At 44.8% G+C, this 20,149-nt stretch carries 18 protein-coding genes; 11 read left to right on the top strand and 7 right to left on the bottom strand.

Annotated elements, in window-relative coordinates; translation table 11 throughout:
• Window positions 1–68: 68 nt before the first annotated feature.
• Together ABIO93_RS00090 and ABIO93_RS00085 are read right to left on the bottom strand one after the other, a co-directional pair.
• Entirely contained in the window at window positions 69–1,430 is a 1,362-nt protein-coding gene (locus ABIO93_RS00090) for a hypothetical protein (protein WP_348063402.1), read from the bottom strand.
• A gap of 23 nt (window positions 1,431–1,453) precedes the next feature.
• Window positions 1,454–1,981: a hypothetical protein gene (locus ABIO93_RS00085; RefSeq protein WP_348063401.1), complete on the bottom strand. Its 528-nt coding sequence runs from the start codon at window positions 1,979–1,981 to the stop codon at window positions 1,454–1,456.
• A 354-nt stretch (window positions 1,982–2,335) separates the two neighbouring features.
• Between ABIO93_RS00085 and ABIO93_RS00080 the strand changes: the two genes are divergently transcribed.
• From ABIO93_RS00080 to ABIO93_RS00060, 5 genes are all read left to right on the top strand, one after another.
• The gene (locus ABIO93_RS00080) at window positions 2,336–5,758 is read left to right on the top strand and encodes a transglutaminase family protein (RefSeq protein ID WP_348063400.1); all 3,423 of its coding nucleotides are present in this window, start codon (window positions 2,336–2,338) and stop codon (window positions 5,756–5,758) included.
• 46 nt (window positions 5,759–5,804) lie between these two features.
• Window positions 5,805–8,342 carry a circularly permuted type 2 ATP-grasp protein gene (locus ABIO93_RS00075; protein ID WP_348063399.1) on the top strand — a complete coding sequence of 846 codons (2,538 nt, stop codon included), beginning with the start codon at window positions 5,805–5,807 and terminating at the stop codon, window positions 8,340–8,342.
• Window positions 8,332–9,207, top strand: a complete 876-nt coding sequence (locus tag ABIO93_RS00070; RefSeq protein WP_348063398.1) for a transglutaminase family protein — start codon at window positions 8,332–8,334, stop codon at window positions 9,205–9,207. The genes ABIO93_RS00075 and ABIO93_RS00070 overlap by 11 nt, the downstream gene beginning before the upstream one ends.
• 199 nt (window positions 9,208–9,406) lie before the next feature.
• Complete coding sequence (locus ABIO93_RS00065) at window positions 9,407–10,387, top strand: pyruvate dehydrogenase complex E1 component subunit beta (protein ID WP_348063397.1); 981 nt, start codon at window positions 9,407–9,409, stop codon at window positions 10,385–10,387.
• A gap of 199 nt (window positions 10,388–10,586) precedes the next feature.
• The gene (locus ABIO93_RS00060) at window positions 10,587–10,973 is read left to right on the top strand and encodes a TraR/DksA C4-type zinc finger protein (RefSeq protein WP_234606066.1); all 387 of its coding nucleotides are present in this window, start codon (window positions 10,587–10,589) and stop codon (window positions 10,971–10,973) included.
• A 112-nt stretch (window positions 10,974–11,085) separates the two neighbouring features.
• Here ABIO93_RS00060 and sbcD read toward each other — a convergent pair whose 3' ends face one another.
• The gene (gene sbcD / locus ABIO93_RS00055; protein WP_348063396.1) at window positions 11,086–12,312 is read right to left on the bottom strand and encodes an exonuclease subunit SbcD; all 1,227 of its coding nucleotides are present in this window, start codon (window positions 12,310–12,312) and stop codon (window positions 11,086–11,088) included.
• A 45-nt stretch (window positions 12,313–12,357) separates the two neighbouring features.
• Here sbcD and ABIO93_RS00050 point away from each other — a divergent pair, with 45 nt between their 5' ends.
• A complete protein-coding gene (locus ABIO93_RS00050) occupies window positions 12,358–13,182 on the top strand; it encodes a polysaccharide deacetylase family protein (RefSeq protein ID WP_348063395.1) in 825 nt (274 codons plus the stop codon).
• 12 nt (window positions 13,183–13,194) lie between these two features.
• On the opposite strand, the gene ABIO93_RS00045 is transcribed toward ABIO93_RS00050, so the two are convergent.
• The 4 genes from ABIO93_RS00045 to ABIO93_RS00030 all read right to left on the bottom strand — a co-directional run bounded on the left by ABIO93_RS00045 (window position 13,195) and on the right by ABIO93_RS00030 (window position 16,571).
• Window positions 13,195–14,310: an acyltransferase gene (locus tag ABIO93_RS00045; protein ID WP_348063394.1), complete on the bottom strand. Its 1,116-nt coding sequence runs from the start codon at window positions 14,308–14,310 to the stop codon at window positions 13,195–13,197.
• 33 nt (window positions 14,311–14,343) lie between these two features.
• Entirely contained in the window at window positions 14,344–14,865 is a 522-nt protein-coding gene (locus tag ABIO93_RS00040; RefSeq protein WP_348063393.1) for an HAD hydrolase family protein, read from the bottom strand.
• 64 nt (window positions 14,866–14,929) lie between these two features.
• Window positions 14,930–15,733: a Rossmann-like and DUF2520 domain-containing protein gene (locus tag ABIO93_RS00035; RefSeq protein ID WP_348063392.1), complete on the bottom strand. Its 804-nt coding sequence runs from the start codon at window positions 15,731–15,733 to the stop codon at window positions 14,930–14,932.
• A gap of 55 nt (window positions 15,734–15,788) precedes the next feature.
• The gene (locus ABIO93_RS00030) at window positions 15,789–16,571 is read right to left on the bottom strand and encodes a DUF1080 domain-containing protein (protein WP_348063391.1); all 783 of its coding nucleotides are present in this window, start codon (window positions 16,569–16,571) and stop codon (window positions 15,789–15,791) included.
• Between the two features lie 16 nt (window positions 16,572–16,587).
• Here ABIO93_RS00030 and ABIO93_RS00025 point away from each other — a divergent pair, with 16 nt between their 5' ends.
• The 5 genes from ABIO93_RS00025 to tsf form a co-directional block, all read left to right on the top strand.
• The gene (locus tag ABIO93_RS00025; protein ID WP_348063390.1) at window positions 16,588–17,289 is read left to right on the top strand and encodes a hypothetical protein; all 702 of its coding nucleotides are present in this window, start codon (window positions 16,588–16,590) and stop codon (window positions 17,287–17,289) included.
• 125 nt (window positions 17,290–17,414) lie between these two features.
• The gene (gene rplM / locus ABIO93_RS00020) at window positions 17,415–17,858 is read left to right on the top strand and encodes a 50S ribosomal protein L13 (protein WP_348063389.1); all 444 of its coding nucleotides are present in this window, start codon (window positions 17,415–17,417) and stop codon (window positions 17,856–17,858) included.
• Window positions 17,859–17,861: 3 nt separating this feature from the next.
• Complete coding sequence (gene rpsI / locus ABIO93_RS00015) at window positions 17,862–18,248, top strand: 30S ribosomal protein S9 (protein WP_026631735.1); 387 nt, start codon at window positions 17,862–17,864, stop codon at window positions 18,246–18,248.
• A 192-nt stretch (window positions 18,249–18,440) separates the two neighbouring features.
• A complete protein-coding gene (gene rpsB / locus ABIO93_RS00010) occupies window positions 18,441–19,274 on the top strand; it encodes a 30S ribosomal protein S2 (protein ID WP_348063388.1) in 834 nt (277 codons plus the stop codon).
• 187 nt (window positions 19,275–19,461) lie between these two features.
• Window positions 19,462–20,149: translation elongation factor Ts (tsf, locus tag ABIO93_RS00005; RefSeq protein WP_348063387.1), on the top strand; the 688-nt coding region annotated here is incomplete at its 3' end.

Below are 20,149 nucleotides of genomic sequence, written 5' to 3'. Positions count from 1 at the left end.
ATAGTGAAAAGGAGACGGCGAATTACGCAACTTTCGCGGAATATTGGTTCCTGAACTGGCAGGATTATTCAGCTTTCATTAGTCGATTTGATTTTTGGTAATGCTATTCGTCTTTGCAAAAGTGGAAACCGGCTCATTAAGAGGCACATTAGGAGGAGAAATTTCATCACAGCTCTCCGGAAAGTATATTCGATATTCATAAGTGTGAAGTGGTGCAACATGACGAAAAAGCACAGGTAAAATAGTGCAATCCACGCCAAATTTGACATTACTTTCTTGCTGCGACTGAATATCATATTGATCAGCCATAATGTGAGAAAGATATGAATGGAATAACCCCAATAATTCGCGTTAAAAAAGAATGCATTCATTCCATTCAAAATTTCACTTGATTTTTCCCACGAATACACGCCCTTCCAATTGATCTGATCTTTTACTTCTGGCACTACCGGGAAATAAAGCTTGAAGAAAATCACGTTCCACAAAACGTTGAAAAGAGCGCAAAACCCGAAGTAGAAAAATGCCGGTAAAATCAATTTGAAAGAGCGTCCCGAAGAGAGCCGTACCAGAATAATGGAGGCAACCGGGATCACTAAAATAATAGTTTCTGTTCTTGACCAGCAAGCCGCAGCCATAAATACTGCGGCAGGGAATAGGTAGCGGATATTTTTTGATTCCAGAAATTCTATTGTGAAAATCATTCCGACAGAAAAGAATACTGCATTGGAAAAGTCCGTTTGCAGCAAGAAGGTATAGGCATACATTTCAGGAACAGTAATGAAAAGCAGCACAAAAAAACCAGCAATGACCGGATGGATTTTTTCGCAAAGTTTACTGTAAGCGAACACAAAAAATGAGACAGTCAGTATTCCCAGCCAAAGCTGGCCGAAAGGCAACCCTGCAAATCGATAAATAACCTGCATAAGCATTGTAAACGGAGCATAGTAAGGTTGGGTCGATAGGTATGGCCGAAATTCGGGGCGGTAGAAGATAGAGGAAACGATGTGGCCTTCCTTAATCGCTTGCTTTGCAACCAAATCTATTCCTACAATGGAATCGTAGGGCGTCACTGGAATTGAATAGGATCGCCATACGCTGTAAAAAAGTAGATAGCCTGCGGCCAAAAAAAATACGAGTTCGTAAACTTGGACGGTATCACGATTTTCCGTAAATGCCCCAAGGAGGCGATTAAGCAGATGTGGCAGGTTGAAATTAATGATCAGCGCAGCTAATGCAAGTACTGATAAAATGGAAAATGTGGTCAGCTTAATGTGGAGTAACTCTAGTGCAAAAACGGCTACGGACGAAACAAAGAATCCGAGCAATATTGACAGGGAGATCTTTTGACCAAGCTTATTAATAACTCCGAACCGATCAACTAATCCAAAACCAATCAGGAATTGAAGCAGGAATATGGTGGTGAAAATCATTGGATGGAAAGTAAGGTGAACAACTATTTGGACGGAGCGTATGCTTTTCCGCTTTTAAACAACTGTATAACCGATTCGAGCTCTTGTCCCGTAGTTATTTTCATCGGATAACATTGGCCCTGCTGATCGATTAAAATGGTGCAGTTGGCTTTGTTATAATCATGAGAATCAGAGTGGACGATCCTGATTTCAGTGTTCATGTAGAACATGTAGATAGGGTTAGTCAGCGAGAATGTTGAAGTGTGTTTAACATACTTAGTAATGTAATCCTTGGGAGGCACTAGTAGTACAGCTTTTTTGGGCTTCATAAATCCCACTATGTATTTTGGTAGGATATAGTCCAGCCCAAACCTGCTGGCCATGAGTGAGTCATAAGCAATCGGATAGGCACGATATTCCTGTTTGTATCCCTTGACCCGCTCGAAAACGACCTTACCGAAATAGCCTTGCACGAGAAGGAACAACGCGAATGAAGCGATGGTTAGGAGTGCTTTCGTAGTATACGTCTCCGATAGTTGATTAGTTTGGGTAGTTTTTTCGTCTCTTTGCATGTGATTCACCAACTGTTTTTGGCAAACCAAGTCAAACTAACAAACGAGGAAGAAAATAATGAGTGATCGTTATGTGGGAATTAGCAGAAGGTTTTCCATCACTATCATAGTCGTGATTTTAGCGGATGATATCTCATGGAAATTAGGAATGAACGATTTGGCAAATGAACATGTAGTCTCAGCGGAGAGGTACTTTTACATCGGCACAATAGTAATAAGCGTGAGTTGAAATTATATTTCGTGTAAATTATTTATTGCAATGATATATTTTGAAAAATAAGTATAATACATTTTTTTAGGCCCAGACACTCCCACTACTACCAAATTATTTAATATTATTGTAATACTCCAACTATGGCTATAAAAGTTGCTATTTCGCATAAAACAAGATATCAGTTTGACAGGAGTGTTTCACTTTCGCCTCATATTTTTCGTCTTCGCCCTGCCCCTCATTCGAGAACTGCTATCGAAGGATATTCTTTAAAGATTTTACCTGAAAACCATTTTATAAACTGGCAGCAGGATCCGTTTGGCAACTACCAGGCCAGGGTTGTATTTCCTGAAAAAACTACTGAGCTAAGTGTTGAAGTGGAAGTGATCGCTAAAATGCAGGTTATTAATCCATTCGATTTCTTCGTGGAAGAGTATGCGGAAATGTATCCATTTGCTTACGACGCTACATTGAAAAAGGAACTTGGACCGTATCTGGAACCACGGGAATTTGGTCCCCGGCTCATGCAGTTGGTGGAAGAGGCGAAGTTGGATAACAAGATTAAGATTGTCGATTTTCTGGTCCATCTCAATCAGAAAATATACAATGCGATCCATTATAACATCAGAATGGAGGCCGGGGTGCAAACCTGCGAGGATACATTAAACATCAAAAGTGGCTCCTGCCGTGATTCTGCATGGCTTTTTGTTCAAGTTTTGAGGCACTTAGGTATTGCATCGCGGTTTGTGTCGGGCTACCTCGTGCAGCTTACTTCCGACATCAAATCACTGGACGGTCCTTCGGGCCCCGAAGAAGATTTTACCGATCTGCACGCCTGGACGGAGGCTTATGTGCCTGGCGCGGGCTGGATCGGTCTCGATGCCACTTCGGGGCTTTTCGCAAGTGAGGGACACATTCCGCTTTGCTGTACGCCGGATTATGAAAGTGCGTCGCCGGTTTCGGGTGCGACGGACGTTTGTGAGGTAACATTTGAATTTGACAACAAAGTTTTCCGTATCCACGAAGATCCCCGCGTCACCAAGCCTTATACAGAGGAGCAATGGGCAGCGGTAATGCAGGTCGGCTACGATGTTGAAAAAGATTTACAAGACGGTGACGTCCGGCTCACCATGGGCGGCGAACCTACATTTATATCCATTGATGATTTCGAATCGCCGGAATGGAACACTGCCGCTGACGGTGCGCTGAAAAGGCAACTTGCTTATGATCTCGCGTTGAGGCTGAAGAAGAGGTTTGCCCATGGAGGTCTGCTACATTTCGGGCAAGGCAAATGGTACCCGGGCGAACCATTTCCGCGCTGGCAATATGCGCTGTATTGGAGAAATGACGGCGTACCGATGTGGCGCAATGATGATCTCGTGACCAAAGAGGGGCAAACCAAATATACTTTCCGCGAAGCCGAGCAATTCACTACCGAATTGGCCAAATACCTCGGTATTGATATTAATAACATTACTCCTGCCTATGAAGACCCGATTTATTGGGCATTGGAAGAGGGAAAAGTACCAGTCAATGTGGATCCTTTGAAAGTCAATCTCAAAGATTCCATTGAGAGAAGGACGCTGGCTAAGCTTCTTGAAAAAGGGCTTAATAATCCCGCGGGCTTTGTTTTGCCAATTAAATGGGAAGAAAAAGGAAAACATTGGGCGAGTACAGCCTGGCAATTCCGTCGTAACCATTGCTTCCTGGTGCCGGGTAATTCGGCCATAGGTTTCCGTTTACCATTGAAATCGCTACCGGAAGTTGCCAAAGAGAACCGTGAGCAACCAGTAGATCGCAGTCCATTTGAAGATCTGCCGCAATTGATTGACTATAAACCAGTCGTTGAATCGCGATATGGGAGCGTTGCGCCTGCGTATCAGGTACCTGTAACTCCCAAGATTGAGGAAGAAGAAGACGATAAAAAGGTGCTGGAAAAAGAGGAGGAAGATCCATTGCTTTTCAAGGTACCCATTATCAAAACAGCGATTTGCGTAGAAGAACGGGACGGTATTATTTACATTTACCTGCCTCCTACCGATTACCTGGAACATTACCTGGATTTGATGGCTTCCATTGAGGCCACGGCTGAGAAACTAAAAATGCCTGTCCGTATCGAAGGTTATCCGGCGCCATCCGATCACCGCGTGCAAAAGCTGATCGTTACGCCGGATCCGGGGGTGATTGAAGTAAATATTCACCCTGCTAAAAACTGGCAGGAACTGGTCGATAATATCAGTGCATTGTACGAGGAGGCATTCTTTTCAAGATTAGGTACTGATAAATTTATGGTTGATGGCCGCCATACCGGAACGGGTGGCGGTAACCACGTGACCATCGGCGGTGCAAAACCTGCTGATAGCCCAATCCTGCGACGTCCCGATCTGCTACGAAGTCTGATTACTTACTGGCAGCATCACCCAGCATTGAGTTACCTGTTTGCTGGGCCATTTATCGGCCCTACGAGTCAGGCACCGCGCATTGATGAGGGTCGTGACGAACGGCTTTACGAAGTGGAGATAGCTTTTGACCAGATTCCGGAAGACGGCGAAGTGCCATTCTGGATGGTGGACCGTATTTTCAGGAATTTATTGGTCGACATTACCGGTAATACCCACCGCTCGGAGTTTTGTATGGACAAACTGTATTCGCCGGATTCCTCAACGGGAAGACTGGGAATATTAGAGTTCCGTGCATTCGATATGCCGCCGCACAAGCACATGAACCTGGTTCAAACGCTGCTGGTTCGCGCACTGATCGCCAAATTTTGGAAGGAACCTTACAAACACAAACTGATCCGCTGGGGTACCGAGCTGCACGACCGCTTCCTGTTGCCGCATTTTGCATATCTGGATATGGTGGACGTGGTGAATGACCTGAAAGAATCAGGTTATAACTTCGACATTTCATGGTTCGACCCATTCTTTGAGTTCCGTTTTCCACATTATGGAGGCATTAAAGTGGATAACATTCAGCTCGATTTGCGACTGGGTATTGAGCCCTGGCACGTACTCGGGGAGGAATTATCGAACTCGGGTACCGCCCGCTTTGTAGATTCTTCATTGGAAAGGTTGCAGGTAAAAATAAGCGGGTTTGTAGAGGGAAGGCACATTCTGGTTTGTAATGGATGTCGTGTACCGCTTCGCAGCTCGGGTATTAAAGCCGAGTTTGTGGCTGGAATACGGTACAAAGCCTGGAATCCGCCATCGGCATTGCACCCGACGATCGGGGCGGACGCACCATTGGTTTTCGATATTGTAGATACATGGAATAACCGTATATTGGGAGGTTGTACCTATTTCGTTTCGCACCCGGGAGGACGGAGTTTTGATACTTATCCTGTCAATAGTTTTGAAGCAGAATCGCGGAAAATTAGCCTGTTCCAGGGATTTGGGCACACGCCTTCTGCTAAGCAGGAAGTACCGATTTTGGAAAAAAATTCGGGTAGCGTTTCCAGGTTTGTAGCAGAAACGAAAAAAGAAATGAAAAGCGACACACCCATTGAATTAATCAATCCAGAGTACCCAAATACGCTGGATTTGCGTAAATACTGGAAATCAAAATAGATTGACAGCGTAACCCTACTTTTGAATTATGCTTACCGAGGCTTCCGTGAATCTATTACAATCCTACCAAAGTGGACTTAGTTCCTATGATGAAGTGCTGGATATGAGCGGAAATATAAAGCCGCATTGGAAAGCACTTTTTTCGACACTGGAAAAACTCGGTATTGACGAACTCAAAAACAGGAATCAGGAGATCATTAATAAGCTGCGCGAAAATGGCGTGACTTACAATGTTTATGGTACCCCCGACGGCCTCAACAGGCCCTGGCAGCTGGACCCCATTCCTTTTTTGATTGAACAAAAAGAATGGAATGGCATTGCAAAGGGATTACAGCAGCGCGCTACGTTGCTGGACATGATCCTGAGAGACCTTTACGGCCCGAGGAAGCTGGTGAAGGACGGCATTATTCCCGCGGAGCTTGTTTATGATAACACTGGCTTTTTTCGGCCCTGTGTTGATTTGAAGCTTCCAGCCAGCAGGCAGCTCACATTGTTCGCTGCCGATATGGCCCGTGGCCCGGACGGGCAAATGTGGATTGTGGATAACCGCACCCAGGCACCGTCTGGCTCTGGTTATACATTGGAGAACAGGGTCGTGATGAGCAAGCTGCTGCCGGAACTGGCCGACGGAATGTATGTCAGCAAACTGTCGCCTTACTTTAACAGCGTCCAGAATACTGTTTTGCGGCTTTCGGATAAAAGTAAAGACGCTCCAAATATTGTTTACCTTACGCCAGGACCCAACAACGAAGCATACTTCGAGCATGCTTACCTGGCTTCCTACCTGGGTTACACGCTCGCACAAGGTGATGATCTGCTGGTCAGAAATGGCTGTGTATGGCTCAAATCCATTGACGGACTTCAAAAAGTGGATGTGATCATTCGGCGCATTGATGACGATTGGTCCGATCCGCTGGAACTCCATGAGGGATCCAGATTGGGCGTACCCGGTCTTTTGCAGGCAATCCGCATGGGTAATGTACAGGTACTGAACCCTCCGGGCACCGGTGTACTGGAAAATCATGCTTTTCTGGCCTTTATGGAGAACATTAGCATGTATTTTCTGGGTGAAAAGCTGCGGATGCCTTCTGTGGCCACCTGGTGGTGCGGGCACGCCAAAGAGTTGAATTATGTAATGGAACATATCGACGAGCTGATCATCAAGAAAGCGAATCGTAAGACCAGGTTCAGGTCGATATATGGGCGGCTTCTTTCGTTTAATGAAAAGGAAGAGTTGAAACGCATGATCACCCAGCGTCCTCATGAGTTTATCGCCCAACAGGAGGTCAGTTTATCGACGACACCTTCACTCATTGATGGCAACATTGTGCCGCGTTATGCAGCGCTTCGTGCGTTCATGGTTGCCGATGAAAATGGCTACCACGTCATGCAAGGCGGCCTGACGAGAAGCTCGCCGGTGAAAGACCGATTTGTAATCTCTAATCAGCACGGGGGCTTGTCGAAGGATACTTGGATTGTTTCGGATAAAACCGAGGAGCTGCAGGAGAAAATCACGCTGCCGAACCTGGCTGCTGTCAATAAACACATATCCCTGCCGAGCAGGAGCGCTGAGAACTTGTTTTGGGTGGGCCGATATTGCGAAAGAGCCATGTCAATCATCAAATTCATGAACACGACCATTAATGTCCTGAACCTTGACCGCAATTTTGGCGGCCCGGCCAAGCAGGAACACATTAAGGTTTTGCTGCAATCGCTGACGCACCTTTCAGCAACCTATCCCGGATTTTTGGAAGAAGAAGACCCACTTGCAGATCCTTACAAAGAAATCATCGACCTCATCTCGAACACAGCGCGGCCCGGTACCGTATCGGCGAACATTGGATTGTTCCTGAATGCTGTGGGAGCTGTTCGTAACCAATGGGACCTGGAAATATGGCGCATCGTGGATCTGGTCGACAATGGTTTCCATGAGATACGGAATGCGTCGACGATGAACAGCAACAATATTCAGAAAACGCTGGACGGGCTGTTCAACAACATGTTTACTTTCCTGGGCGTAATCGCCGAAAGCATGCCGCGCGACAACAGCTTTTTATTGCTTGAAACAGGGAAGCTGATCGAACGTATTTTGTCCAGAATCAGTGTAATACAATCTAATTTTGGTGTTAAAAATGCACAAGCTGTTGAGAATGAGTTGATAGAGGCAACATTAATTAACCATCATTTGCTGGTTAATTACAGGCAGATATACAAGTCACATTTGAGTGTGGAAGCGATGCTGGACATGGTTTTGTTGGAAAAAACTTTGCCGTATTCATTAGTGTATATGGTGGACGAGCTTAAAAAGAACCTGACAAAACTTCCTACCACCACCCGGGGTAAGCGATTGAATGATGCTCAAAAATTTGTTTTGCAAGCGTCCACATTGATTAAGCTGGCCGATATTTCGGATTTGAGTAAATGCAACGCAGACTCGGAGCGGGTGGAGCTTTTTAATCTACTTTCCGAAGTTTCCAGGCTGATCAGCTCGGTTTCTACGAACCTGACGAATATGTATTTCAGTCATACGCTGATGCATCATTCATTTTTTGAACCTGCGGATTACGATACGGATGAAATATAAACTGATCCATAAAACGGAATATAAGTACGCGGAGGCCGTAAATAATTATCACAGCCTGCTATGCCTTGCTCCACGGACATTGCCAAACCAGTTGTGCCAGGGTTTCACGATACAAGTGACGCCAGAGCCGTCACAACTCATAGAAAGAACTGATTTTTACGGTAATACCACGCATTATTTTTCACTGCATTCGCCTCACAAAAACCTCACGGTACTCACCACGGGCATCGTAGAAATACTGACGGAGTCGACCGGCTCTCTTTTTATTCCATCCGAAGTAACCTGCCGCGCGGCGCGTGAACGTTTGAAGAGTGACAGGGCAATGAAAATCAATGTGCTGGAATACGTACTTCCGAGTCCACTAGTCAAATGGGACGCTGAAATCAAGGCCTATGCGCAGGATTGTTTTCGGGATGATATGCCCCTTTACGAATGTGTGAAAGCGCTTTGCAGGAAGATCTATACCGAATTCGACTTTGTTCCCGATTTTACGACGGTCAATACGCCGATCAAGGAAGTACTTGCTGCGAAAAAAGGGGTCTGCCAGGATTTTTCACATTTGGCGATTGCCTGTATCCGTAGTTTTGGGTTCGCTGCACGCTATGTCAGTGGCTACCTGGAAACACTTCCTCCGCCCGGACGGCCGAAGCTGCAGGGTTCGGATGCTTCCCATGCCTGGATCTCCGTTTTTATTCCTGATTATGGCTGGTGTGATTTTGACCCTACCAACAATATTGTACCCGGTGAAAGGCACATTGTGACGGCGTGGGGGAGGGATTACAGCGATGTGCCGCCGCTGAAAGGAATTATATTCAGCTACGGAAAACATACGCTTAAGGTGGAAGTAGATGTGATCCCATTATAATCGCATCATTACGCGTATTTTTAACGCAATGGTTCTTTGAAAGAATTTGAGAATTGACCTTGTTTCTCTAATTTTACCAGATCATTTTGAAATAAGTATACAAAACGTCTTTTTATGTAACCGCGCAGGTCAAATCCAAGAAAGATTTCAAGATTCTGCGATGGTTTCTTCTAAGAATTAAATAATTATAAAATTACGAATGAAAGAATTAGCATTTAGAGATGCCATTCGCGACGCTATGTCGGAAGAGATGCGCCTTGACAAGAGTATATTTCTGATGGGTGAGGAAGTTGCGGAATACAACGGCGCCTATAAAGCCAGTCAGGGAATGCTGGACGAATTCGGGCCTGAGCGCGTAATTGATACACCTATTGCAGAGCTTGGTTTTGCAGGGATAGCAGTAGGAGCTGCCGGAAACGGTCTTCGCCCGATTGTTGAATTCATGACATTCAACTTCTCTCTGGTTGCGATCGATCAGATCATCAACAGTGCTGCCAAGATTCTTTCAATGTCCGCAGGACAGTATGGCTGCCCGATCGTATTCCGTGGCCCAACAGGAAATGCGGGACAACTAGGAGCACAGCATTCACAAAATTTTGAAAACTGGTTTGCCAATACACCGGGCCTGAAAGTTGTGGTTCCTTCGAACCCCTACGATGCAAAAGGACTTTTGAAATCATCCATCCGTGATAACAATCCTGTTATTTTCATGGAATCGGAAGTCATGTACGGCGACAAAATGCAGGTTCCTGAAGAGGAGTATCTGATACCGCTGGGCAAAGCAGACGTAAAACGTCAGGGAAAAGATGTTACCATTGTTTCTTTTGGTAAAATGATCCCGCGTGTGGTGATGCCGGCAGTTTTGCAATTGGAAAAAGAAGGCATTGACGTTGAAGTGGTCGACCTCAGAACTGTTCGTCCGATCGACTACCCTGCTATCATCGAATCTGTGAAGAAAACAAACCGTTGTGTGGTAGTAGAAGAAGCATGGCCTTTGGCGTCTATTTCAACAGAAATCACTTACCATATCCAGCGCCATGCATTCGACTTTATGGATGCGCCGGTGATACGGGTTACTAACCGTGATGTGCCACTGCCTTATGCTCCGACATTGATCGAAGAAATTTTGCCAAGCGTGAAACGGGTAGTTGAGGCAGTTAAGTCGGTTCTTTATAAGTAACCCGAAACCCATGCAAAAACCCAAGCAAAGCCATTTCCTGTTAAAGGTTGTGGCTTTGTTACGTTATACGCTCTGATATCGTTGATAATTGAATTCTTTTAGAAAATAGTATTTATATCATAATTCCGAAATAGGCAGAATACTAGTACTTTTGTACTTTGAAACGCTCCTTCATACTAGATTAACAAAATCAACTAAGATTATGCAAGAAGAACGCACAAGATATTCAGAGGAAGAATTGAGGGAATTTGAAGAGCTCATCCGCGGAAAATTGGAGGCGACCATGAGCGAGCTTAATTATATTAAAGGAGGATTGAGCAAAAAAAACGATAGTGGGACAGACATTACCGCCGGTTCGGCCAAATTAGTTGAAGACGGCGCTGATGCCAGTGAGCGTGAAAACCTAAGCCAGCTTGCTGCCCGTTTGCAAAAATATTCTATCCAGCTTGAAAATGCATTGGTTCGCATTAAAAACGGAACATATGGCGTTTGCATTGACACAGGCAAATTGATCCCTAAGGAAAGACTAAGGATCGTACCGCACACTCAGCAGACCATTGAAGCGAAATTGAGACGCGCTAGCTAACAAATCATAGTTTATTCAAATATTGAGCGACAAATGGTCTGAGGATTGTTTGTCGCTTTTGTTTTACCTCCGGTTTTTTGACTGTGAGTAGTTAGGATGTAAATTGATTACTCTAAGCGCTTTCCTCTTCAGTCCCAAGCACTTCCCGAAAAACCTCCATTAACCCATCTGATGGCTCCTGGCCTTTGTTTTTGGTTTTGAAATATTCGCCGAAGAGTTTTTCAATGCTGAGCGAAAGATCAATTTCTGACGCGGCTTCCGACTCTTCACTTCTTTTGATTTGTGGAATGATTTGGATAATACCTGAATGCGCTTCTGTCAGCCGCTTTTTGTCGGCTGCTTCCAGGTAATTGTCTGAAATAATGGTCAGTTCAATGAGGTCGTCGCTGTGTTCGCCCAGCCAGATTATGGCCTCATCAATGTTGTGAAAGCTTTTACGGCGCAGTTTTTTCCCTTTCGTCAGTTCGATCGGGCGGTAACTGACTAGTTTCCCCGCCTCGGCCTCAATCAAAACCACATATTTGGTCTGATTGGCTTCGGAAAAGCTGTACGCCAGCGGACTGCTGGAATAGATGGCCGGGGCTGGATATTTATCAACCACCTGATAGCGATGTAAATGGCCGAGCGCAATGTAATGCACTTGCTTAGGGAAATTCTCAGTGTAAATAGCCTGAGCGCCTCCAATATGCAGGATAGGGCGCTCGTCGTCCGGCTCTTCGGGCATTGGGCCGCCTTTTTGCATGACAAACAAATGCGTGGCTAGTAAATTGAAACCCTTGTCATCCAAATACAGATCAGCCAGCTCTTGCCAATGGTTCTGCAAATGAACCCTTAACGCTTCTTCCGATTCTTCTATACCCAGAAATGTTCTTAGTCGCTGTTCATTGGCATAAGGTGTATGCAAAATGCGCAGTGGAAAGTCGGCATTGGGCAATGTAAGTTCAATAAAACCTTTGGCTGTCCGTACGATTTCCACTTGACCCTGTGTGCAGAAAGGCTTGATCTCTGTATTGGGAAAGCCCACAAATAGTATCCCGCAAACTTTCGCGAGCGCGTCCGGTACCTGTATGCGCTCGGGGGAGTCGTGGTTGCCAGCGATAGCGACCACTGCGCGCGTTCCATTCGCGGAAAGGCGATGCAATGTGCTGTATAGTAGCTCCGTAGCCTCTGATGATGGATTGAAATTGTCAAACAGATCGCCTGCAACGATAATAGCATCTACATTTTCCCGCTCGGCTATCCCGCATATCTCTTCCAGCACCAGCCGCTGTTCTTCCAGACGGGAGTAGTTATCAAGCCTTTTGCCAATATGCCAGTCAGCGGTATGGAGAATTTTCATCTGCAGTGATTAATTTAGCGAAAATAACATTTCATCCCGGAAGTATTGAAATATTCAACCGTAAGACCCACATTCCGTCCAGGCATTGCGATTGCCTTTCTACTGTTGATCATTTTCATGTCAGCTTGCTCGAATACAGCTGAAAACAACCAAAAAGCCGGGATAGCGATTTCCTTTGACGATCACTTTATCAACGACTGGTATGCGTTACGGCCATTATTCCGGAAATACAATGCAAAGGTTACATTCTTCATTACCTGCGGTGATACTTTGACCGCAGATGAAATTGCGAAGCTCAAACAATTGGAAAGCGACGGGCATGAAATAGGGTTTCACGGGACGGTACATGGTAAGGCCACGGAAACAATAGCAGCTCTCGGGCCGGCCAAATATGCGGAAACCGAATTAACGCCTGGCTTACATTATATGAAACTGGCAGGTTTTGTGCCGGAATCCTATGCTCATCCCGGTGGCGATCATAATGACCAAGTCGATTCGGTATTGTTGGCGAGTGGTTTTAAAATCCTTCGTGACGTGGCCATTTCAAGACGGAGGATGTTCGGAGTGCAGCTTTATGCATTGGCACCCAGGCTTATGAGCCACATTTTTTATCCATTTGATAAAGAAAAAATAGTAGACGCACTTCTGATCGATACCGACGCAGGATTGACTATTGGCGAAATGCAGGATGCAATTGGCAAAGCAAAAGAGACTGGTACTGCATTGATGTTGTTTGGTCACCAACCATTGCATGTAGCACCTGAAAACGGGGCATATGGTTTCAATGTGGCGTTTTTGGAACAAGTATTGAAGGAGGCCCAGCGCCAGAAGTTGAGATTCTACACGATGGCAGAACTGCCCAAAAATTAAGCATTGAAATGACTACCGCCCGAAACGTCTGTCTTTGAAAGCGAGCAAGGGTTTTTCAAAATAAGAATAAGAGAGAGACGCTACCGCCACTGATCCAATAAATGACAAAATGTAAAGACCGATCTGGTAGCTGGTACCATTCCATTCAGGCAGATATTTGTTCAAAATATTGACGATCAATACAATTACAAACACGTGATACACGTAAAGACCGTATGAAATCCTGCCCATATAGTCCATAAAAGGATTTTGCAGACTGATAATGGTGTCCTTATTGCAGGATACATTCAACACAAAAAAGGCAAAGAAGACTGCGTATACCTCCAAAAATCCGGTGAAATGAACGCCGGATAGAAACAAAACCATCAGAATCGTATAGGCAGCGATCTGCAAGTCTTTTCTAAACACGACTTTGAGAACATTCTCTTTTTCCTTGTAAACCAGCCACGCGCAAAATCCTCCGAGCGCCATGGTCTGAATGCGGAACTGCCCCAGGAAAGTAGTGATCATTTCATCCTTGACTTCTTCGGATGGGTTGACCATTTGTAAACCAAGATATAAAATCCCCGCTGTGATCGCGAGAAAGAAAATAATGATAGGGATACGCCTTTTTGGGTATTTGATCAGCCAGGGCCAGAGGTAGTAAAATTGCTCTTCTACACCAATGGACCAGGTTTGGGCGCACCAGTAAGGCAGATCATAAAGTACAAATGCAAAATTGGGAAGTACCAGCAAAAGAAGTCCTAAACGTTCAGGCAGATCGACGGTCAGCTTTTCTTCAACGCCAGGGTAGCTTAGCAACTCTAAATGTGGAAAGACAAAAAAAGACAAACCAATGATGAGAAAATAGATCGGCCATATCCTGAAAACCCGGCGCAAATAGAATTTTTTGGCATCGACATTCCCAAACCGGCCTCTTTCTTCCAATAATAAATAGGTAATGAGAAAGCCGCTCAATACGAAGAATAAGCCTACACCGAGCCTTCCCGCATGCTGGATAATGGGCCATTCATATATATTGGAAATTCCCAGTGCATGCTTGGCTTGCTCCAAATGGTGAAAAACTACCAAAAGTGCCGCAATGCAGCGAATGCCATTCAGGTTAGGGAAGTAACGCTTTTTTTCCACAGATTTCTGCTCCGTATTTCTTTCGTCAGTCGTTTATTCAAACCAGGTCATCCACTTTCCCTGCGCCTTCATCACCTGTTCAATCAGGTCGCGTACTGCGCCCCGGCCACCATTTTTTGGTGATATATAATCGGCAATGGCAAGGATTTCATCGGCAGAATCGGCCGGGCATGCTCCTAAAACATGGGTACGCATTACTTCATAATCGGGCAGATCGTCTCCCATGAAGACAATTTCATCTTCAGTAAGATTTGCTTCTGAAATGTATTTTTTGAAAACAGGCAGTTTGCCGTCTGGTGATGTGCCAATAAAAATGTCTGTTACACCCAAATATTCTAGCCTTTTACGAACACCTACCTGGTTTTGTGCAGATAAAATTGCGACCCGATAACCCATTTTGACCGCCCGGTTGATGCCGTAGCCGTCCCTTACATTAAAAATCCTGGGTTGCTCGCCGGTTTCGAGAGCGATCACACTTCCGTCGGTCATGACACCGTCAATATCAAAAATAAAGGTGGTAATGCGCTTGAAACGGTCCGTTAATGTAGAATTCATGAAAAGATCTATTGTGAATCCTGCAAATATAGCCTAACTTTTTTCCGGACGGCACGGGTTCTTATTATTTTGAAATATAGAAGTTCCTGATTTTGTCTGTCATCAGCCGGTAAATTTCAGTCCAGTCTTCATCTGTTTCCTGCAAGTATTCCAAATGACGGCCTGTTGTTTTCCAGTCCCCGCGACGTGCCGGGCCGGTTTGGGCTACGGCCGGATTGTTAGATACCAATGCTTTTTCAATAGTGGTTTGGATCAATGGTTTGAGCAGTTCGAAATCCAGCTGTTCCCGATCCAGCATATCGTGGGAAATAGTAAGAAGGTAATTGGTAAAATTGCTTGCAAACACGGCTGCAACATGTAGTATAAACCGCTCGTCCGAGTCCATCCGGCTCACATTATCGCTAATGCTCTGGGCCAGTAGAATCAGTTTGTTCTCAATCAGTTCGTTTTTGGATTCAATGCAGAAGGGTAGGGACTTATAATCCATTTCAATTCCCTTGGTAAAAGTCTGAAGTGGATAAAAAACACCGGTATGGACATATACGTCACTGTAAATCTCGATCAGGTTTTGAAATTCTGCCAGCGAGCGGGTACCTGAGGTGTGCACCAATATCACACCTTCGGGCAGTACAATGCGTTGAATGATACTCTCGATGGCATCGTCAGAAACCGCAATAATAATCACATTGGCTTCACTTTCCGAGAAGTTAAGGTCGGGCTGGATGTTGGTATCATATAAAGAGGAAGCCAGCTGACGTGCCTTTTGGGTGTCGCGGCTATACACTTCACAAATCCAGTGACCAGCATCTTCAAAAGCCTGAGCGAGATGCCAGGCCACATTCCCAGAGCCAACGAAGGAGATTTTCATGCGGAGTAGAATTAATATCTGTCCCTAAGTTATAGTAGAAAGTTTACTTCACCAATCAATTGACCAAAGGGGCAGTTTGTGCGGTTGAGGTAATTCCTGAGGGTAATTCGAGAATTCTGAAATTGCGGAAATGGATCTCGGCACCTTCTGCTTCCAGGCAGATATAGCCTTTTTTGCGCTCCGAATTGCGCAGTCCGTTTACAAACTTGCCATTCACAGACAGCTTGACGGTTCCATCGACGCATACCACCACATACTTGTTCCATTCTCCCTTGCCTTTGCACCTTTTTTCAAGCGACTTGCTTCTTGGGCCTCTGGGATTGTCGGGAATCGCCGTCATACCCATGGTCGGGAACAATTCGCCGTGGACGTAGTCTTCGGTTGCATTGTGTTGCCTGGCGTAGTCAAGTTCCAGCATTTGTACTTCAATGGCTTTGGTGAGGGGATCATTTTCCTGGGGAGTACCTTCGCTCCATATGAAAATGCCCGAGTTGCCGCCGGCTTCCATATGTTTCCACTCCACTTCCAGGATAAAGTTTTCATATTGCCTGTCGGACCGCATCACGCCGATGGGTTTTCCGGAACAAATGAGCGTGCCGTTTTTTACTTTCCAGGTCTCTTTTGAAGTGTTCACATCGACCCATCCGTCCAGGTTTTTACCATTGAACAATGGCGCGAAGGATAATTGATCGGTACCCTGGGCTAATGCCTGGTTACTAAATATGCATAATAAGTAGCATATTGTCATAGATTGTAGCAAAGGGAATATCTTGTTAAAAATATCGGATGCTATATTTAGGACAGCATGATCCGAAGCATCGGATTTTACATTTCTCATCGAACTGAATTTTATCATGAAAGTATTAAAAGTATTATTTTTTGTTTTATTACTGAAAGCTGGCAATGGATGGGCGCAGAATACCTCTCCCATCAGTGCCGGAGTAGACGTGGGAACAGGGGTAGGTAGCATCTCATGGGCACCTTCCATTTTATATCATGAAGAATTAGGATCTCGAAAACTACCTTGGCTGCGGGCAGGGCTGGGGTTCAGGGCGTGGGGGTACTACGCGGGCAGAACAAACCTGGAATCTGCGGTGATTAGGAATTCAACAGAGATTTTAGAATACCGGGATGTGTCGGTAAACGGACTGAGCGTCATTGCTGGACTCAACATTGTATTCTGGAAAATTGACCTTGGCATTGATACTGACTTACTTGGATTGGCTTTCGGTTCGGAAAGAAATGCTTTTTATGAAAAAAGTACGCAGGTCCCGGGCAGCGGGCAGGCCAATTATAACAGATGGCTGCCTACACACCCTACTATATTCAATGCACTTCCTTTGGTATTAAATAAAAACAGTGGACAATCCGAAGCTTTTGTACGTTTCAGGTTCAGTCCGAAAGTGGGAATAAAGCTTGGGTATCTGTATGGAAGAACGACTTATACAACCCGTAAGTCAAAGGACTTCAATGTTTATCTGGACAACAAGCAGCGCCATGTTTCAGTGGTTTATGGCTTACCATATGCTGCTTTGTCATTTTCAATCAATGATTGATAAAGGAATTTCCCAAACATACTTGTAATTCAATTTGTTAAACTCTATATTTGCACTCCCATTTTGCGATGGGACTGTCTTGTTACAGTGTAATTTATTGAAAATCAATTAAATTTTTGTTAATCGTGGATACGTTAAGCTACAAAACCATCTCGGCGAACAAAAACACAGTGAACAAGGAGTGGGTTGTTGTGGATGCTCAGAATGCAATTTTAGGTCGTTTGGCCAGTGAAGTTGCAAAAATTATCAGAGGCAAGCACAAGGCAAGTTACACTCCTCACGTGGACTGTGGTGATAATGTTATCATTATCAACGCCGATAAAATCAAGTTGACAGGTAAGAAGATGACCGACAAAGTTTATGTTCGTCACACTGGCTACCCAGGAGGTCAACGTTTTCAAACTCCCCGTGAGTTGCTCGAAAAACACCCAGAACGTGTAATCGAGAAAGCCGTAAGAGGTATGCTTCCAAAAAATCGTTTGGGACGTCGTTTGTTTACTAATCTGTTTGTTTACGCTAAGCCGGAACATCCGCACAGCGCACAGCAACCAAAAGAAATCCAGTTGTAATTCATGGAAGTTATCAACACAATAGGTAGAAGAAAAACAGCCGTGGCTCGTATCTATATGACGCCAGGTAAAGGAGACATCAAAGTAAACGGACGCGATTACAAAGAATACTTTCCATTTGAAGTTCACCAAATTGTTCTTCAGCAGCCTTTCGCAGTGATCAGCGGTGGCAATGGTTACGATCTTAAAGTGAATGTAAGAGGTGGTGGTATTTCAGGACAAGCGGAAGCAATCCGTATGGCTGTTTCCCGAGCGCTTTGCGAGTACAACGGAGAATTCCGTGGTGCGTTGAAAAAAGAAGGATTCCTTACCCGTGACCCTCGTATGGTTGAACGTAAGAAATACGGTCGCGCTAAGGCTCGTAAGAGATTCCAGTTCTCGAAACGTTAATATTACACTGTCATGTGTGGTCAGAAATGGTCATGCAATTGTCAAGTGTAGTCATGAACGGTCATTTATTGTTCTTTTTTAATTCAAAACAATACCTGACTAGAAATGACAAAAAAATTGTCCAGACATTGCTTATCGTGCCCGATGCTTTGTGCTGCGTAATTTCAAAAACATTTTAAATTTAAATTGGCAATGGCACAATTAGAATATAAAGAACTATTGGATGCAGGTGTCCACTTTGGTCACCTTACCCGCAAGTGGGATCCACGTATGGCTCCATATATCTTCATGGAGAAGAACGGGATCCACATCATTGACCTGAACAAGACTTTGAGCTGCATCGATTCGGCTGAAGCCGCTTTGAAGCAGATCGTTCGTTCAGGACGTAAGATCATGTTTGTTGCTACTAAAAAACAAGCTCAGGAAATCGTAACGGAAGAGGCGAAACGTCTTAAAATGCCTTACGTAACTGATCGTTGGTTAGGTGGTATGCTTACAAACTTCGGTACGATTCGCAAGTCTTTGAAAAAAATGCAGACTCTTGAGAAGATGCTAAAAGACGAAACCACGGTTAGCAATATTGCGAAAAGAGAACGCCTGATGCTTACACGTGAAAAGGATAAATTGGAAAGAGTGTTGGGTGGTGTAGCTGACCTGACCCGCCTTCCTGCTGCCCTTTTCATCGTTGATGTAAAACGCGAGCACATTGCGGTTTCAGAAGCAAAAAGATTGAACATACCCATCTTTGCTATCTGCGACACAAACTCTAACCCCGAATTAGTTGATTTCCCGATCCCAAGTAATGACGATGCTTACAAAGCTATCTCGTTGATCACTTTGGCCATTGGAAAAGCAATCGAAGAAGGTTTGATGGAACGCAAACAAGATAAAGACGATCAGCGTCTGGTAGAGGAGGAAGAAGCGAAACGTCAGGTTGACAAAGGCAATGAAGAGGCTGCCGCAGCTGCTGCACCTCGTGCTGAAGTAGCCGCAGAAACAGCTGTCGCTGAAAGTGATGAAGAGTAATCAGGGCGATATGGACCGGGCTTGAACCCGACTCCTGTCTGAACAGATAAAGTAGCCCATAGCCTAATTGCTATGGGCTACAGTTTTTTTAAATTCAATCTGAAACGGATTTCTTAACCATTTGATCATTCAAGGGTAACAGGTCAGTTTCTTTCAAAACAGTAATAAAAATTTATTAAATAAGATCATGGCAATTACCGCACAAGATGTAAATAAACTCCGCCAAATGACTGGCGCGGGCATGATGGATTGTAAAAAAGCACTTCAGGAAGCTGATGGTGATTTTGACAAAGCTGTTGATATTCTTCGTAAACAAGGACAGAAAGTAGCAGCAAAACGCGCTGACAATGCAGTTTCCGAAGGAACAGTAGTAGTACAGATCAGTGCTGACGGAACAAACGGAAAGCTTGTTGCACTTGCTTGCGAAACTGAACCGGTTTCCAACGTTGAAGATTTCAAAAATCTGGCGAAAAGCATTTTGGACAAAGCAGTAGCAGATGATATTGCTGATAAAGAAGCTTTGCTTTCAGCTACATTGGCGGATGGTCGTCCGGTAAGTGAGCACATCATTGACCTGGTTGGTAAATTGGGAGAAAAACTTGAAATCACTGCTTACGAAAATGTAACTGCTGATCAGGTTGTTCCTTATATTCACTCCAATGGTAAATTGGGCGTACTGGTTGCATTCAATGGTGTAAACGGAACGGACGTGAACGAGCTTGGTAAAGACGTGGCCATGCAGATCGCTGCCATGAAACCTATCGCATTGGATAAGGATGAAGTTGATTCCGCGACTGTGGAGCGTGAAATCGAAGTGGGTAAGGAGCAGGCACGTGCGGAAGGCAAGCCAGAAGCAATGCTTGAAAAAATTGCTC

Source organism: Dyadobacter sp., assembly GCF_039919315.1.
GTDB lineage: Bacteria > Bacteroidota > Bacteroidia > Cytophagales > Spirosomataceae > Dyadobacter.
The sequence above is the reverse complement of the archived record's forward strand: the minus strand, read 5'-3'. Positions and strand labels throughout refer to the sequence as shown.

Excerpts from the sequence above, each read along its gene's own strand:
- ABIO93_RS00090 (WP_348063402.1), bottom strand. The coding sequence starts at position 1,430 with ATGATTTTCACCACCATATTCCTGCTTCAATTCCTGATTGGTTTTGGA.
- ABIO93_RS00085 (WP_348063401.1), bottom strand. The coding sequence starts at position 1,981 with ATGCAAAGAGACGAAAAAACTACCCAAACTAATCAACTATCGGAGACG.
- ABIO93_RS00080 (WP_348063400.1), top strand. The coding sequence starts at position 2,336 with ATGGCTATAAAAGTTGCTATTTCGCATAAAACAAGATATCAGTTTGAC.
- ABIO93_RS00070 (WP_348063398.1), top strand. The coding sequence starts at position 8,332 with ATGAAATATAAACTGATCCATAAAACGGAATATAAGTACGCGGAGGCC.
- ABIO93_RS00065 (WP_348063397.1), top strand. The coding sequence starts at position 9,407 with ATGAAAGAATTAGCATTTAGAGATGCCATTCGCGACGCTATGTCGGAA.
- sbcD (WP_348063396.1), bottom strand. The coding sequence starts at position 12,312 with ATGAAAATTCTCCATACCGCTGACTGGCATATTGGCAAAAGGCTTGAT.
- ABIO93_RS00040 (WP_348063393.1), bottom strand. The coding sequence starts at position 14,865 with ATGAATTCTACATTAACGGACCGTTTCAAGCGCATTACCACCTTTATT.
- ABIO93_RS00035 (WP_348063392.1), bottom strand. The coding sequence starts at position 15,733 with ATGAAAATCTCCTTCGTTGGCTCTGGGAATGTGGCCTGGCATCTCGCT.
- ABIO93_RS00030 (WP_348063391.1), bottom strand. The coding sequence starts at position 16,571 with ATGAGAAATGTAAAATCCGATGCTTCGGATCATGCTGTCCTAAATATA.
- ABIO93_RS00025 (WP_348063390.1), top strand. The coding sequence starts at position 16,588 with ATGAAAGTATTAAAAGTATTATTTTTTGTTTTATTACTGAAAGCTGGC.
- rpsI (WP_026631735.1), top strand. The coding sequence starts at position 17,862 with ATGGAAGTTATCAACACAATAGGTAGAAGAAAAACAGCCGTGGCTCGT.
- rpsB (WP_348063388.1), top strand. The coding sequence starts at position 18,441 with ATGGCACAATTAGAATATAAAGAACTATTGGATGCAGGTGTCCACTTT.